Consider the following 15,990-nt stretch of genomic DNA (forward strand, 5'->3'; position numbering starts at 1 on the left):
AATACTGCTTCTCACTCTGAATGTTTGTTTTATTGTTGCAGAGAACGAGCCAAGCGATGATTGCTGTCTGCTCTACCTCTAAATCGTTTTAATTCTATATCGGATGCGCTGGTTGAAGAAAAGCGCAATAGTGTGACAGATATTGCGATTACGGTTTCTGCGCGGGCAGCGGCACAGAGGCCGGTGCTTGTTCCGGTGCAAAGGCGCTGGCATTACCGCCCTTCTTCAGGCCAAAAGTCACGTCTTGTACAGAAGCCGGAGCCGGTGCATTCAACAAAGATGCGCAGGCCTGCGGCAGTTGCGAGACCATCATGATCTTTGGCGGCTTTGGTTTCTCACCGGGTTTCTCAGGTTTTGCCGGTTTCCACGGCTCGTCGGTAAACCACCAGTCGAGGGATTTGCCGCAACCGTCATCTTTGCCCGTCGGTTCCTGCGGTTTGCAGTCCGGTGATCCGGCCTGACAGCGCAGGCGCACATGGAAATGATAATGATGCCCCCAATAAGGACGCACTTTTGCCAGCCAGCTGCGGTCACCGGTTACAGTTTCACAGAGTTGTTTTTTAATGCCGGGATGCACAAAAAGCCGCTCTACTTCCGGATAGCCGGCCGCATGTTTGAGCAGTGCCGTGCGTGACGGCGTCCATTTGTTCTGATCCACATAGAGCGAATTTGTTTTGAGCATGGAAACCGCGCTCACATCCTCACGCTCCTGATTGGTGAAGCGGCGGTTTGGCATCGGCGTCAGCCAGATATCGGCATCCAGACCGACCTGATGGGAAGCATGGCCGGTGAGCATAGGGCCGCCGCGTGGCTGGGAAATGTCCCCGACCAGCAAGCCGTTCCAGCCGGTTTTAGCACTATCACGGGAGAGTTTCTCCAGAAGTGCAATCAGGTTCGGGTGTCCCCAGTTGCGGTTGCGGGACAGGCGCATAACCTGCCAGTTTGGCCCGTCAACCGGCAATGCAACCGCACCGCTGATGCAGCCTTTGGAATAAAAACCGTAGGATTCCGGTGCAGTGACTGACGGTAGTTTGACCGAGCCAAAAGCCTGCTTGGCCGGTGCATCAGCCTGTGCGGAGAATAATGCACTGCCTGAGAAGGCAACAGCCAATCCAACTCTTAAAAACAATGCGGATAGTTTGCGGGGGCGAAACGTCATCAGAACAGGTTCCGGTCATTTATAAATTCGCGGACAGCATCGACTGAGTTGCCTTGGCTGACAAGCGTAAAAATATCACAGTCGCGGCGGGTTCAGAGCCCTTCGCCGCTTTGCAGAAGATTTTTCAGCCCTGTCCGATAATCCGGATAAAGCAACTGATAGCCGGTTGCTTTCAATGCGCCATTGGAAGCCCGCTTGCACTCCTGATAAAACGAACGCGCCATCGGAGAAAGTTCCGCCTTTTCATAATCAATCGCCGGAGGCGGGGTAACGCCCAGCAATTCTGCGGCATAGGAGATGATTTCATGTGCCGGTGCCGGTTCATCATCGGCAAGATTATAAATGCCGCCCTGATTGTTCAGTGCCAGATGTGCCAATGCTCCGCCAATGTCTTCCACATGAATACGGTTGAAAACATGGTCCTTTTTAATCAGACGATGGGCACGGCCTTGTTTGATATTGGCCAGAGCATTGCGTGCCTGCCCCTGAAAAGACGGGCCGTAAATTCCGGCAATCCGTAAAATGGCACAGGCAATATCTGTGCCTTCTACCTGCGCCAGCCATTCCTTCTCGGCGGTCACACGGGCGACAGAGCGGGCAGAAAGCGGTTTTAACTCTGATGTTTCATCCACCCATGCGCCCTGATAATCGCCGTAAACACCGATGGTGGACAGATAGCTGATGAAACGCGCATTCGGCGCGTGATAGGGCAGGCCTTCCGGCATGAGGCGCAGGATCGGATCTGTTTCATCCGCGCTGCCGGTTAATGGCGCGACGGACGAGACGATATGGGTTGCCTGTTGCAATTCATCGCGCAATGCTGCGCTGAGGCCTTGTTCTGCATCAAAGAAAACAGGTGTGATACCGTTTTTGCGTAAAATTTCTGCCTGTTCCGGACGGCGGACAGTTCCGGTGATTGAGTTGATTTTTGCTGTCGGATTTTGCTTGAGTGCTTCGATAAAATAATGAGCGGAATAGCCGGAGCCGAACAGAAAAATATGCATTATTTGTTTCTCTCAATTTGCGCTGCGGCAGTCAGCCATTCTTCGATCACTTCGGCGTCTTGTTCAAGGGGAAGATGCTGGTTTTTCTGATGCCGAAATTCTTGTTCATCAGCCAGTTGAGATAGTGCCCAGACAGCAGCCCCGCGTGTTACCGGTGCGGGATCACTCAGTAATTGCTCAATCATTGGGAGATAGGCCGGATTATCTGAATTCCCAACTGCAATCAGCACGTTACGGATAAAGCGGTCACGCCCGATCCGCTTGACCGGCGAGCCGCTGAACAGCGTGCGGAAAGCGGGATCATCGAGTTGCAGCAGGGTATCAAGAGCCGGTTCTTTCAGCTCTTCCCGAGCCTGCAATTTGGCCTCTCTGGAGACCTGCGCGAATTTGTTCCACGGACAGGCCGACAGACAGTCATCACAACCATAGATACGGTTGCCCATCATGGTGCGGAATTCGTGCGGGATAGGGCCCTTATTCTCGATGGTGAGATAGGAAATGCAACGCCGCGCATCAATCTGATAGGGGGCAGGAAAGGCATCTGTCGGGCAGGCATCAAGACAGGCGCGGCATTTGCCGCAACTGTCTTTGCCAGCACGATCGGGTTCCAGATCCGCAGTGGTGAAAATCGAGCCGAGAAACAGCCATGAGCCATATTCGCGGCTCACCATATTGGTATGTTTACCCTGCCAGCCCATGCCGGCGGACACCGCCAGCGGCTTTTCCATCACCGGAGCCGTATCGACAAAGACTTTCACCTCATGGCCGGTTCGTGCCGCAAAGCGGCTGGCCATATGTTTGAGTTTGCCTTTGATAATATCGTGATAATCGCGGTTCTGCGCATAGACCGAGATCGCCCCGCAGTCTTTTTTGCTTTGCAGAGTGCGCGGGTCGTGGTCTGGGCCGTAATTCATCGCCAGCATGACGATGGAGCGCACTTCATGCCAAAGTTCAGACGGGTTTGAGCGCCGGTCTGCCGTTTCTTCCAGCCATTCCATGGAACCATGGCGGCCGTGATCCAGAAAATAGCGCAACCGCTGCGGTGCCTGCGGAATGGCGTCCGGCGTCGTAATCGCCACAACGTCAAAACCGACCGCTGCGGCCTCTTCCATTAAGAAGCGCTTCAGACGGACGGCAGGTGGCTCATCGCTTTTCGGCAGAGGTTTCTTTGGAGCGCGATCAGAAGTCGAGGTCGCCATAATGGGATGCCGGAAAAATGCCGCGCACACGATCAGCGAGAAGCGGACGGAAAGAAGGACGGGATTTCATGCGCGCATACCATTCGCGGGTAGCGCGGTGTTCTGCCCACTCAATCTCCCCCAGATAATCGAGAATGGAAATACCGGCAGCCGCTGCCATATCGGCATAGCTTGGTGTATCACCGGCCAGCCAGTTGCGGGTCGCGGCCAGCCAGTCTGTATAGCGCAGATGCTGGCGGATATTGGCACGGGCGGCGCGGATTGCTGTGGAATCCGGCGCGGATGAGCCCATTTCCTGCGACATCTGCAATTTGAACACGCGTTCACGGGCAAGATGACGGGTGACTTCATTTTCAAATTTAATCAGAAACCAGTCGACGAGACGGCGCACTTCAGCGCGTTCCATCGGGGTTTCCGGCAGCAGGCGGCGATTGCGCTTCAGCGCACCTCGGGTTTCATCCATATATTCGGCGATCACTGTGGCGCCGACAACCGGCCAGTCATTTTCGGCCAGCAAGACCGGCAAAGTTCCGGCAGGATTGAGTGCCAGAAACTCTTTTCTGCGTGACCACGGACGTTCCTCAATCATTTCCGCTTCCACGCCATATTCATTGAGAATCAGACGGACATAACGGGAGGTTGTAGACATCGGATGGTGAAACAGCGTGAGCATGTGGTTCGATAGTACTTTCAGGTGTGGCTTGGAAGCGGCATGGTCTGGGACATTGCCACCGGTGAGCCGGTAATCGGACTGAATAATCTGCCAGCTTGTAGCCGATCTGCAAAAGAGTCAGACCTTACAGAAGGTTCCGGTCCGGCAGAGGGTTAAGCCTGAGCGGCAGATGAGGGGTTAGATTAAAACATCAGACGCAATAAAAATGCGGTTGTAGAGCATTTTGCGTAATTATACAGGCTTCCTATAAATAATTGGTTAGGACGGGTGAGTTACATAAAGATGCATTGCATTTTGAGTAAAAACATTTCAACAGGCTGAATTTAAGGCAGGGCGATTGTTTTTCTGCTCATGTTCAGCTTGCTGACAGGATGTCTGCATAAATCAGATGTTTAAAGCCTGTCAGAACCGGCAGCAATTTTTATATAACGCAGACAAAGGTATTCAGCATTATGGACGCATGGGCAATATTCGAGGCTGCGATTCTCGGTCTTCTGGAAGGTCTGACCGAGTTTCTGCCGGTTTCGTCTACAGGCCATCTTTTGCTGGCAGGACATTTTCTTGGCTTTGAATCAACCGGCCGCACTTTTGAGGTGCTGATTCAGCTTGGAGCTATTCTCGCAATCTTAAGTGTTTATTTTGGACGTTTGTGGAAGCTGCTGACTGATCTGCCGCGGGATGCGGGTGCAAGGCGCTTCGCAACCGGAATCATATTGGCCTTCTTGCCGGCGGCCGTGATCGGCGCAATGGCACATAGCTATATCAAGCAGGTTTTGTTTGAAACGCCGGTGCTGGTCTGTTCGATGCTGATTGTCGGCGGCTTTGTTCTTCTGTGGGTGGATCGCCTGCCGCTGCGTCCGCGCTATAATGATGTGACGCAATATCCGCTGAAAATGTGCTTCATGATCGGTCTTGTACAGTGCTTGGCAATGATTCCGGGGGTGTCCCGCTCCGGTTCGACCATTGTCGGTGCTTTGCTGATGGGCTCGGATAAGCGTTCCGCTGCAGAATTTTCGTTTTTTCTGGCAATGCCGACAATGGCCGGTGCCTTTGCCTATGATCTTTATAAAAACCATGCGCTGCTTTCGACCAATGATATGGCGCAGATTGGTATCGGTTTTGTTGCGGCTTTCATCTCCGGTGTGATTGTTGTGCGTTATTTGCTGGATTATGTTTCCCGCCACGGTTTTGCATTATTTGCCTGGTGGCGACTGATCGTCGGTTCCGCCGGTCTGGCCGCGTTGATGGTCTGGGGTTAAACTTCAAATATCAGAAACAGAAAGGCCCCGCGAGGGGCCTTTATTTTATTCAATTTATGAATGGCTTAGCGGGCAAGGCTTGCCTTGTCATACTGACCCAGCACACGGTAGCGCCAGAGATAGGATGGCAGGATTGCATCAATTGCCTGCGGCTTGATGCCCAGACCTTCCAGTGTCAGATCGGCATCTGCAGCTTCCTGTGAAACCACATTATTGCTCTTCAGCAATTTAACATGGTCGCTGGTCAGCGGCGGGTTTGGCAGCAGGCCGAGAATCTTGCCCTGCAGGCTGGCAACCCACCAAGGCAGGTTGATGAAGGCGCGTTTACGGCCGATCACTTCCAGCGAAATTTCCATGCAACGACGCAGGGTCAGCACTTCAGCGCCACCCAGCTCATAGGCTTTGCCTGCCTGCAATTTACCCTCAACCGCGCGGGCAATCACTTCAGCCACATCGCCGACATAAACCGGCTGGAACTGGGTCTTGCCGCCGCCGATCAGAGGCATGAACGGGGAGAAGCGGGACATGCTGGCGAATTTGTTGAAGAACTGGTCTTCAGGGCCGAAAATCACGCTCGGGCGCAGAATGACCGCATCCGGCTTTACGCTCAGTACCTGACGTTCTGCTTCGGCTTTGGTGCGGGCATATTCGGATGCACTTTTCAGATCTGCTCCGAGTGCCGACATATGCAGCAGTGGCAGACCGGCAGCGGCAGCAACCTCAGCTACATGTTTTGCACCGATGGCATGAACAGTGTTGAAACGCTGTTTGCCGCCTTCAGCCAGAATACCAACCAGATTAACAACATAATCCGCGCCTTTGACGGCACGTTCAATTGACCAGCGATGGCGGATATTGGCCTGAACCAGCTGGATCTGACCGATATTGCCAAGCGGCTGCATGTAATAAGCAACTTCCGGTTTGCGCACAGCAACACGCACACGGTAACCGCGCCGTGCCAGTGCATCAACAACATGACGCCCTACAAAACCTGAACCACCGAAAACTGTAACCAGCTTTGGTGTTGTGCGGTGATTAAGCGTTTGCGTGTCCATGACCTGTCTCCTGCGCCGGTCCTATTGCGGCATGATAACTGCTAGCGATGTGTCCATCTCTATGCAGTGAACTTTCCAGTGCTGCCCCGCGATGTCTTGCGCGTTTTGCCAGCTTTGGGGTCACGCTTTACTGGTTTTTTGCCGTTTCGCAAAGGGGACATAATGCACCATACCCCGAAAGATTACACTTTAAGCTTTGTTTTGCCCCGATTTGCATGAATCCCCTTTGCCTTTGCGCAAATCTGCTGCTAAATCGCGCGCATGAGCACACCACTTGACCATATCCGGAATTTTTCCATCGTCGCCCATATTGATCATGGGAAGTCGACACTTGCCGACCGTTTGATTCAAGCAACCGGCGGCCTTGATAATCGTGAAATGAAAGAGCAGGTGCTCGACTCGATGGATATCGAGCGCGAGCGCGGCATCACGATCAAGGCGCAGACCGTTCGCCTGAACTATCGTGCGAAAAACGGTGAGGACTATGTTCTCAACCTGATCGACACGCCGGGGCACGTTGACTTTGCCTATGAAGTTTCCCGTTCACTGGCGGCCTGTGAAGGTTCGTTGCTGGTGGTGGACGCTTCTCAGGGCGTGGAAGCGCAGACGCTGGCCAATGTTTATCAGGCGATCGACAATAATCATGATCTGGTTGTTGTGCTGAACAAGATTGATTTGCCTGCGGCTGACCCTGAGCGCGTGAAAGAACAGGTTGAAGATGTGATCGGTATCGACGCATCGGATGCCGTGGAAATCTCCGCGAAAAGCGGACTGGGTATTCCGGATGTGCTGGAAGCGATTGTTGAGCGCCTGCCACCGCCGAAAGAAGGCGACCGTGATGCACCGCTCAAAGCCATGCTGGTGGATAGCTGGTATGACACCTATCTCGGCGTAATCGTACTGGTGCGCATCATCGACGGTGTGCTGAAAAAAGGTCAGACCATCCGCATGATGGGCACAGGTGCCAAATATCCGGTGGAACGCGTTGGCGTATTCACACCGAAAATGGTGGCTGTTGAAGATCTGGGGCCGGGTGAGCTTGGCTTTATCACTGCTTCGATCAAGGAAGTGGCAGATACCCGCGTCGGTGATACGATCACCGAGGATAAGCGTCCGACAACAACCATGCTGCCGGGTTTCAAACCTGCGCAGCCGGTGGTTTTCTGCGGTCTGTTCCCTGTAGATGCGGCTGATTTTGAAGATTTGCGTGCTGCCATGGGCAAGCTGCGTCTCAATGATGCGAGCTTCTCCTTTGAAATGGAAACATCGGCCGCTCTGGGCTTTGGTTTCCGTTGCGGTTTCCTCGGGCTGTTGCATCTTGAAATCATTCAGGAACGTCTTTCCCGCGAATTTGATCTTGATCTGATCGCTACCGCACCTTCCGTTGTCTATCGCATGAATATGCTCGATGGTTCGGTGAAGGAGCTGCACAATCCGGCAGATATGCCGGATGTGGTGAAAATCACGTCTATTGAAGAGCCGTGGATTAAAGCGACGATTCTGACGCCGGATGATTATCTCGGTTCGATCCTGAAACTCTGTCAGGAACGCCGCGGTATTCAGGTTGATCTGTCTTATGTCGGCCCGCGCGCGATGGTGACCTATGAACTGCCGCTCAACGAAGTGGTGTTCGATTTCTACGATCGCCTGAAGTCGATTTCCAAAGGCTATGCTTCTTTCGACTATAATCTGTCGGAATATAAAGAAGGTGATCTGGTGAAGATGTCGATCCTCGTCAATGACGAGCCGGTTGATGCACTCTCCATGCTTGTACACCGTTCTGCCGCTGAAAAACGTGGCCGCGTGCTGTGTGAAAAGCTGAAAGACCTGATCCCGCAGCATATGTTCAAGATTCCGATTCAGGCGGCTATTGGCGGACGTATTGTTGCGCGTGAGACGATCTCGGCTCTGCGTAAGGATGTGACGGCAAAATGTTACGGCGGTGACGTTTCGCGTAAGCGCAAACTTCTGGAAAAACAGAAGGAAGGTAAGAAGCGCATGCGTCAGTTCGGTAAGGTGGAAATTCCGCAGGAAGCCTTTATTCAGGCGCTTAAAATGGGTGATGAATAATCACTTCAGAGATTTCGAGCAGACCCGCCTTCCGGCGGGTTTGTTTTAGAGCATTTCCAGCAAAAGTGGGAACCGGTTTTGCGTAGGAAAATGCGTAAAACAAAAGAGTAGAGTGGTTCTAACGATTCAATATGAACGGGAACGCTCTACTTAATATAGGATATTTCGATATGACTGCTAAACCACGTATTACCATTGAATATTGCATCCAGTGTAACTGGATGCTCCGTGCTGCATGGGCGGCTCAGGAATTGTTGCAGGCATTCGGTGATGAAGTCGGTGAGATCGCGCTTATTCCGGGCGGAGATGGCAATTACATCATCCGTCTGAATGATAAGGTGGTATGGGATCGTAAAGCTGAAAACGGCTTTCCGGAAAGTGATGCGCTGGTTGCCCGTATTCGTGAGACAATGAAGGGCTGATCAGGCTCTGGTCTTTAGGTAATATATAAAACGTAACTAGCTGATTTTTATTGTAGAGTTAAAGCCGGATGCAATGTGCGTCCGGCTTTTTTATTTGGCGGGCAAAGTGTTGCGGGCATAATGTGAGGCAGAGATTCCGCTGCGGCTTTCCGGTTTCGAGGCGGATATATGTGAACTGAACAGGCGCGGATTGCTGGTTTCGTCTTTATTTATTGTGACGCAGATAGCTGAAATGGTTAATTTTATTACATAAAATAAGGCTCTGTTGTGCCTTGAACAGGATTTTGGCCACGTTTGCAAAGGCTTATAATCCTGTTTTCAGAGATAGATTCCGCGAGATTGCCCCCTATAAAAAGCGTGGTGCAGAAGGGGCACGGTTCTGCGGTAAAGACTGTTGCTGCGGCGCTTTTTTCTGCTCGTGATTATCCGGATTATCGCCCAGTTCCAATGCTTCAATCTTCGCGCCGCGGCGGGTGACTTTGGAAGATGAAATCAGAATATCGTCAATGTCGCGGCTGGCTTGTGAGAAATGGGTTTGTAATTTGCGCACACGCTCATCAAGGCGCGATACATCATCCATCAGCCGCACAACTTCTCCCTGAATGAGATGCGCCTGTTCCCGCATCCGCGCATCTTTGAGCACGGATTGGATGACCTGAATGGAGAGCATCAGCAGGGAAGGCGAGACGATAACCACGCGGGAACGATGTGCCCGCTGAATAATCACCTCAAAATTCTCGTGAATTTCCGCAAAGATCGATTCTGACGGCACAAACAGAAAAGCCGTATCCTGTGTTTCTCCGCTGATGAAATATTTGGCAGCAATGTCACGGATATGTACCTCCATATCACGGCGGAACAGCTGTTCGTAATGACGTTTGGCTTCCGGTGTCTCAGAGACCTTCAATGCATTCCAGCTTTCCAGCGGGAATTTGGCATCGACCACTAATGAGGCTGTACCGTTGGGCATCCGCACTAGACAATCAGGGCGCATGCCATTGGAGAGTGTAGCCTGAAATTCATAGGCACCCATTGGCAGACCGTCGGCAATAATTGCTTCCATCCGCGATTGGCCGAAAGCGCCCCGCGTTTGCTTATTGGCTAGGATGGCCTGCAATTGCACAACCTGACCGGCGAGAGACTGGATATTGTTCTGCGCGGTGTCGATCACCGCCAGCCGCTCCTGCAACTTGCTTAAGTTTTCATGGGTCGAGCGGGTCTGTTCATTGATACTGCGGCCAAGATGACTGGTCATGCCGTCGAGCCGGTCGCGGATGGATTTGTTGAGTTCTGCCTGTCTGGCGCCGAAAAGTTCAGCCATCGTTTGCATCCGGCCCTGCATCTCTGCCTGACTTTTCAGGATCGACTGCATTTGCATTTCTGCCTCGCGCGCCCGCTCTTCCGACTGGAATTGTGCATGCAACATCGTTCTGCTGTTACGGCCGGACAGCCAGAACAGCAGGAGGATGATGAGCAGAACAAAACCGCCCGCCGCCAGCAAAAACTGGGCGGGGCTGAGGCCGAGAGCACCCGCAAAGGATGCCGGTATTTCTGAAGCAGATAATGTTTCCATAGATAAAGATTACACGATTCGCGGTAAATATAAGAATAAAACGTGAACAAATTTTTATTCATCTCATGTAATTTATTGACGGCGGAGTGCTGAGAGATTAGATCGGACATCATTCCGATTGTGCCTGCCTGCGCGGGTGTCAGATATTTTCAATCATTTGCAACACCGGATCACTGTGATGACCATTAAGCCGATTATTTTTATTCCTGATCCGGTCTTGCGTCAGGTTTCCAAACCCGTTGAGCGTTTCGATGCGGATTTGCGTAAATTTTCTGATGATATGTTTGCCACGATGTATGATGCGCCGGGTATTGGTCTGGCTGCAATTCAGGTGGCTGAGCCGATCCGTATGGTGGTGATTGATCTGGCGAAAGAGGGCGATGCCCCTGCGCCGCATGTCTTCATCAATCCGGTGATTGTCGAGCGCTCGGATGAGCCGAGCAGCTATGAAGAAGGTTGCCTCTCGATCCCTGATTATTATGCGGAAGTGGAACGTCCTGCGACTGTGCGCGTGACCTATCAGGATCTGGACGGTAAACCGCAGGAAATCAAAGCTGAGGGCCTGATGGCGACCTGTCTGCAGCATGAGATTGACCATCTGGATGGCGTACTTTTTATCGACCATATTTCCAAGCTCAAGCGGGATATGGTGATCAAGAAATTCAAAAAACTGGCTAAAACCCATGTGCCGGCTTCGGGTAAAAAAATCTGAAGCACAGGCTGAATTACGGTCAGGTCAGAGAGTGTAGGTAGGATAGTCTATGTCGTTACGTATTGTGTTTATGGGCACGCCGGAATTTTCTGTTCCGGTGATGACAGCGCTGATCGGACAGGGCTATGAGATTGTTGCTGTTTATAGCCAACCGCCGCGTCCGGCTGGTCGTCGTGGTCTGGAACTGACAAAATCGCCGGTGCATGAAAAAGCGGAAGAATTCGGTATTCCTGTTTTCACCCCGAAAAGCCTGAAAAGTGAAGAAGAACAGCAGATTTTCCGTGATCTTAATGCGGATGTCGCTGTGGTTGTTGCCTATGGCATGTTGCTGCCAAAGGCTATTCTCGAAGCGCCCGCACTTGGTTGTTATAATGGTCATGCGTCTCTGTTGCCGCGCTGGCGCGGTGCGGCGCCGATCCAGCGGGCGATTATGGCTGGTGATGCCGAGACTGGCATGATGATTATGAAAATGGATGAGGGGCTGGATACCGGTCCTGTGGCCATGGTCGAGAAAATTACCATCACTCCGAATATGACCTGCGGTGAATTGCATGATCGTTTGAGCATTACCGGTGCCGATCTGATGGTGCGTGCTATGGCTGCACTGGAGCGTGACAGTCTGAAGCTCAATCCGCAGTCAGAAGATGGCGTGACCTATGCCTCCAAGATTGAAAAATCCGAAGCGCGTATCGAATGGTCGCAACCTGCGCAGGCCGTGCATGACCGTATCCGTGGGCTGAGCCCGTTTCCGGGGGCATGGTGCAAGATGGAAATCAATGGTCAGCTTGAGCGCGTAAAAGTGCTGCGCTCGGTGATCGCTGATGGCGCTGGCAAAGCCGGTGAAGTGCTGGAAGGTCAGCTGGTGATTGCCTGTGGTGACGGTGCAATTGCGCTGACGCTGGTACAAAAAGCGGGTGGCAAGGCTGTCAGCGCTGCAGAATTCTGCAATGGCGTTAAGCTCGCAACCGGTACAATTCTGCCATGAGTCATTCTCCCGTCAAGCAGCCGGATATCCGTCCCGTCAGAGAGCAGGATCGCTCAATGATTGATGGTGTGATTACTGCTGCTTTTGACGGGGCTGATGAGGTTGCATTGGTGCGCAAGCTGGCCGCTGACGGTGACATTATGCTGGAGCTGGTTGCGGAAATTGACGGTCAAATTGCCGGACATATCCTGTTTTCCAGATTATGGGTCGAACAGTCCGGCAATCGTCTTGCTGCTGTTGCTTTGGCGCCGCTTGCTGTGTCACCGGAAATGCAACGGACGGGGCTGGGCAGTGCGCTGGTTGAAGCTGCGCACAAGCTGCTGCTTCAGCAAGGTGAGGTTCTGAGCATTGTCTTAGGCGATCCCGCCTATTATGGCCGCTTCGGTTACAGCGTTGCCGATGCTGCTCAGTTTGAAAGTCCTTATCCTGCACAATATCTGCAATTGAAATATCTCACAGAGAGTAAGCCTTGTGCGACCATACAGGGTAAATTGATTTATGCTTCTGCATTCGGAGAAAATTGAGTGCCGCGTTATCGCCTGACAGTTGAATATGATGGTTCACCCTATGCCGGATGGCAGCGGCAGGATAATGCGCCGACGGTGCAGGGGGCTATTGAAGCCGCGATTTTTAAATTTTGCGGTGACAGCAATTCAATTGGTGCTGCAGGGCGTACCGATGCCGGCGTTCATGCTTTTCAACAAACCGCCCATGTTGATCTGACCAAGGATTGGGGCGCATCCAAAGTGCGCGATGCCGTCAATGCCTATCTGGCACTGGATAAAGAGAGCGTCTTTCTGATTAATGTCGAGAAAGTGCCGGATCATTTTGATGCGCGTTTCAGTGCGCTGGGACGACATTATATTTACCGCATAATCAATCGTCGCACACCTTTGGCGCTGGAAGCCAGCCGTGCCTGGTGGGTAGCGAAAAAGCTGGATACGGATGCCATGCACGAGGCCGCACAATTGCTTGTCGGTCTGCATGATTTTACGACATTCCGCTCTACACAATGCCAGTCCAAAAGCCCTGTTAAAACGCTTGATCTCTTGAATGTGCAGCGCCATGGCGAGTTAATTGAGGTGCGGGCATCTGCACGGTCTTTCTTGCATAATCAGGTGCGGTCGCTGGTTGGCAGTATTTCTGAAGTTGGTACAGGCCGCTGGACCAATGACGATCTGGTGGCGGCACTGGAGGCACGTGACCGCAAAGCCTGCGGTGTCGTGGCACCTGCCCACGGCCTCTATATGATCGGTGCGGATTATCCGCTGATTTTATAGAGCAGGCATAAAACCTGCCAGATTTTGCAGTATGATTGTCAGCATAATACTGCCCAGCACCACAGAAATGAAAAATGGTGCGGCGAAACTATGTGGTCTTTGCAAGGCTGCGCGGGTGAGCCTGTAGCTCAGTACCAATGTCGCCAGAAACAGCCCGAAACCGATGCCTGCGAAGACCGGAGACAAATCCGGCAGCAGCAGATTGAGGAATGAAAGCGGGGCATAAATCCACGCAAATAACGCGGTGGTCCAGTTGGTAGCGACTACATAGGTAGAAAAACGGCGTTCAAGGCCAAGGCTGCGGCTCAAGAAGCCGATGATGAGCAGCGGTAACAGCCAGACAATCATATCAATAGCGCCGAGCTTGACCGTATTGATAAGGCGCAATGCTGTAGCGTCGCTGCCTTCTGTTCCTTCTGTAAGGCGGGCTGCGATTTCGACCCAACCGATCAGCATTGGCGGCAGAGAAATCAGGATTGCATAAAAAGACCGCCAGAAACCGTCTGCATCCGTATTCAGATCATTCAATGCTTCCGGATGGCCGGTCATGGTGCGCCAGACTGCGGAGAAATAATACTGAATCTCTTCAAAACTGGGCATGGGCAACCTGTATAAGTGACGACGAAAGAGGTGCCTGTGTTTTCAGGACAAGCACCCGAAGTAAAATGACTCAGGCGAAAAAACCCTCAAGGAATTTTTCGTAAATTGCGGTGAGATTTTCAAGGTCTTGCAGTGATGTCCGCTCATTGGCCATATGCATGGTCTGGCCGACAAGACCAAATTCCACTACAGGGCAATAATCTTTAATGAAACGGGCATCAGATGTGCCGCCGGATGTGGAAAGTGTGGCCTGTTTGCCGGTCACCGCTTTGATCGCATCGTTCAGAGAGTCAATCAGCTTGTCATTGCGGGTCAGGAATACATGGCTCGGGCGTTCGCTCCACTGTAATTCATAGTGCAGCGGCACCGATTTATCCTGCCGGAACGGATTGTCCTGTGCAGCATCGCTCAGACGGCGTGTAACTTCTTTTTGCAGAGTATCTGCTGTCCATGTGTCATTGAAGCGGATATTGAATGAGGCGATTGCTTTTGCCGGAATGACATTGGTTGCCGGATTGCCGACATCAATCGAAGTGATTTCCAGATTTGTGGCCTGAAAATTCTCTGTACCCTCATCATAGGCCGGTATCAGCAGGCTGTTCAGCAGAGCCATAATACCGCGCACCGGATTATCCGCATTATGCGGATAGGCCACATGCCCCTGCGTACCATGCACTGTTACCGTGCCGGTGACAGAGCCACGGCGGCCGATTTTAATTGTTTCACCCAAGCGGTCAGGATTGGTTGGCTCGCCAACCAGTGAAGCATCCCAGCTTTCGCCTTTAGCTTTTGCCCAATGCAGCAATTTATCCGTGCCGTTGATTGCAGGGCCTTCTTCGTCGCCGGTAATCAGGAAAGAAATATTCGGCTTGCGATCCGGAAATTTTTTCAGATAGCGGGTGGTTGCGGCAACAAAACAGGCAATGCCACCTTTCATATCGACTGCGCCACGACCATAGAGTTCGCCATTCTCAATAACGGCTGCAAAAGGCGGGTGTTTCCAGAGCGAGAGATCACCGGTCGGCACGACATCGGTATGGCCGGCAAACATCAGATGCGGGCCTGTGCCTTTGAGGCGTGCATAGAGATTTTCTATGTCCGGCGTGCCTTCTTCGGTGAAGACAGGACGCTCGATTTTGAAGCCGAGCGGTTCCAGCATTGCCTGCAGCGTTGTGAGAGCTCCGCCTTCTGCCGGTGTAACTGACGGGCAGCGGATAAGAGCAGCGAGATTTTCGGCGGGATCAAATGTGGTCATCATGCACAAGGCTTAGCAGATGCCGCAAGCTGGCGCATCTGGAATCTATCTTTGATGAGTCACACTGTGATTTGCCGGTATCTAATTCCAAAAACAGCACTGTAACAGCCGGTAATAATATTGTGATAAAACTGTTATTGTTCATCAATTGGGAACGATACAACGAACGGAATGTCTCTATTTAGAGAACGATACAGCGAATATTGAAATATCTGCCGAATTTTTAAGCTATTAAGTTATTGATTTTATTGGGTTGATATGTGTTCGTTGTTTTTTCAAGGAAAGATTGTGTCAGAATTTTTATTTATTCGTAAAATTTATGTGAGTTGAAATCCTAAACAATGGCTCCTATCTCAGGGTCATCGGAACGGCGCATCTCCCAAGCACGTTCACATAAATTGAACAAGGAATATGAAAATGAAAAAGATTGCTTTGACTGTTGCTGCACTTGCTCTTTCTGCCGGAGCAGCTTTTGCTGAAAACCCTAATGCGGGTATTCCTGATGATCTGTACAGCAATGACAAGACACCTGTGATCACCACTTCAACTGTGAAAAGCACGCAGGCTGAAACCTTTACTGACGGTTCCGCACACGGCTTCGGTGATAATGCACCGTCCAGCTATAACGGCTAATTTAGCCGGTACCTCCTCCGCATAACATCAACACTATGAATGACAGCCGGATTTCAACGTCTGATGAACAGACCTCCCAACTGATCCGTTGAAAATGACCGGCCTATAAAA

At 51.8% G+C, this 15,990-nt stretch carries 16 protein-coding genes; 8 read left to right on the top strand and 8 right to left on the bottom strand.

The features are described from left to right. Window positions 1-148: 148 nt before the first annotated feature. From mepA to JNC80_RS14675, 4 genes are all read right to left on the bottom strand, one after another. The gene (gene mepA / locus JNC80_RS14660; protein ID WP_376710727.1) at window positions 149-1,159 is read right to left on the bottom strand and encodes a penicillin-insensitive murein endopeptidase; all 1,011 of its coding nucleotides are present in this window, start codon (window positions 1,157-1,159) and stop codon (window positions 149-151) included. A 92-nt stretch (window positions 1,160-1,251) separates the two neighbouring features. Continuing rightward, window positions 1,252-2,163: an NAD-dependent epimerase/dehydratase family protein gene (locus tag JNC80_RS14665; protein ID WP_376710728.1), complete on the bottom strand. Its 912-nt coding sequence runs from the start codon at window positions 2,161-2,163 to the stop codon at window positions 1,252-1,254. After that, window positions 2,163-3,362, bottom strand: coding sequence for a tRNA epoxyqueuosine(34) reductase QueG (gene queG, locus JNC80_RS14670; protein WP_376710729.1), 1,200 nt, complete (start codon window positions 3,360-3,362; stop codon window positions 2,163-2,165). Before queG ends, JNC80_RS14665 begins: the two co-directional genes overlap by 1 nt. Then, window positions 3,343-4,035 (bottom strand): glutathione S-transferase family protein, encoded by a 693-nt coding sequence (locus JNC80_RS14675; RefSeq protein WP_075657062.1) that lies wholly within the window; start codon window positions 4,033-4,035, stop codon window positions 3,343-3,345. The genes queG and JNC80_RS14675 overlap by 20 nt, the downstream gene beginning before the upstream one ends. 452 nt (window positions 4,036-4,487) lie before the next feature. Here JNC80_RS14675 and JNC80_RS14680 point away from each other — a divergent pair, with 452 nt between their 5' ends. Then, entirely contained in the window at window positions 4,488-5,294 is an 807-nt protein-coding gene (locus JNC80_RS14680) for an undecaprenyl-diphosphate phosphatase (RefSeq protein WP_022712464.1), read from the top strand. A 65-nt stretch (window positions 5,295-5,359) separates the two neighbouring features. Here the strand turns inward: JNC80_RS14680 and JNC80_RS14685 are convergent, their stop codons facing one another. Then, window positions 5,360-6,349 carry a complex I NDUFA9 subunit family protein gene (locus JNC80_RS14685; RefSeq protein ID WP_213598897.1) on the bottom strand — a complete coding sequence of 330 codons (990 nt, stop codon included), beginning with the start codon at window positions 6,347-6,349 and terminating at the stop codon, window positions 5,360-5,362. 261 nt (window positions 6,350-6,610) lie between these two features. Here JNC80_RS14685 and lepA point away from each other — a divergent pair, with 261 nt between their 5' ends. Then, window positions 6,611-8,419 (top strand): translation elongation factor 4, encoded by a 1,809-nt coding sequence (gene lepA / locus JNC80_RS14690; RefSeq protein WP_022712466.1) that lies wholly within the window; start codon window positions 6,611-6,613, stop codon window positions 8,417-8,419. A gap of 170 nt (window positions 8,420-8,589) precedes the next feature. Then, window positions 8,590-8,841: an Rdx family protein gene (locus tag JNC80_RS14695; protein WP_151160118.1), complete on the top strand. Its 252-nt coding sequence runs from the start codon at window positions 8,590-8,592 to the stop codon at window positions 8,839-8,841. Window positions 8,842-9,187: 346 nt separating this feature from the next. On the opposite strand, the gene JNC80_RS14700 is transcribed toward JNC80_RS14695, so the two are convergent. Then, window positions 9,188-10,414: a DNA recombination protein RmuC gene (locus tag JNC80_RS14700; protein ID WP_151160117.1), complete on the bottom strand. Its 1,227-nt coding sequence runs from the start codon at window positions 10,412-10,414 to the stop codon at window positions 9,188-9,190. Window positions 10,415-10,592: 178 nt separating this feature from the next. Here JNC80_RS14700 and def point away from each other — a divergent pair, with 178 nt between their 5' ends. From def to truA, 4 genes are read left to right on the top strand one after another with little or no spacing between them, the layout of a single operon-like run. Continuing rightward, on the top strand, window positions 10,593-11,126 hold the full coding sequence (gene def, locus JNC80_RS14705) for a peptide deformylase (protein WP_122092461.1): 534 nt from the start codon (window positions 10,593-10,595) through the stop codon (window positions 11,124-11,126). Window positions 11,127-11,175: 49 nt separating this feature from the next. Further along, the gene (gene fmt / locus JNC80_RS14710; RefSeq protein ID WP_376710730.1) at window positions 11,176-12,111 is read left to right on the top strand and encodes a methionyl-tRNA formyltransferase; all 936 of its coding nucleotides are present in this window, start codon (window positions 11,176-11,178) and stop codon (window positions 12,109-12,111) included. Continuing rightward, window positions 12,108-12,635: a GNAT family N-acetyltransferase gene (locus JNC80_RS14715; protein ID WP_376710731.1), complete on the top strand. Its 528-nt coding sequence runs from the start codon at window positions 12,108-12,110 to the stop codon at window positions 12,633-12,635. The genes fmt and JNC80_RS14715 overlap by 4 nt, the downstream gene beginning before the upstream one ends. After that, window positions 12,636-13,391, top strand: a complete 756-nt coding sequence (gene truA, locus JNC80_RS14720) for a tRNA pseudouridine(38-40) synthase TruA (RefSeq protein ID WP_151160114.1) — start codon at window positions 12,636-12,638, stop codon at window positions 13,389-13,391. It abuts the gene before it with no gap. On the opposite strand, the gene JNC80_RS14725 is transcribed toward truA, so the two are convergent. Together JNC80_RS14725 and dapE are read right to left on the bottom strand one after the other, a co-directional pair. Beyond that, window positions 13,386-13,991, bottom strand: coding sequence for a hypothetical protein (locus tag JNC80_RS14725; protein ID WP_075657055.1), 606 nt, complete (start codon window positions 13,989-13,991; stop codon window positions 13,386-13,388). The genes truA and JNC80_RS14725 overlap by 6 nt on opposite strands. A 70-nt stretch (window positions 13,992-14,061) precedes the next feature. Continuing rightward, the gene (dapE, locus tag JNC80_RS14730) at window positions 14,062-15,249 is read right to left on the bottom strand and encodes a succinyl-diaminopimelate desuccinylase (RefSeq protein ID WP_376710732.1); all 1,188 of its coding nucleotides are present in this window, start codon (window positions 15,247-15,249) and stop codon (window positions 14,062-14,064) included. A gap of 414 nt (window positions 15,250-15,663) precedes the next feature. Here dapE and JNC80_RS14735 point away from each other — a divergent pair, with 414 nt between their 5' ends. After that, window positions 15,664-15,879 carry a hypothetical protein gene (locus JNC80_RS14735; RefSeq protein WP_022712475.1) on the top strand — a complete coding sequence of 72 codons (216 nt, stop codon included), beginning with the start codon at window positions 15,664-15,666 and terminating at the stop codon, window positions 15,877-15,879. Window positions 15,880-15,990 lie beyond the last annotated feature (111 nt).

This window comes from Pseudochrobactrum lubricantis, assembly GCF_041929865.1.
Taxonomy (GTDB): domain Bacteria; phylum Pseudomonadota; class Alphaproteobacteria; order Rhizobiales; family Rhizobiaceae; genus Pseudochrobactrum; species Pseudochrobactrum saccharolyticum.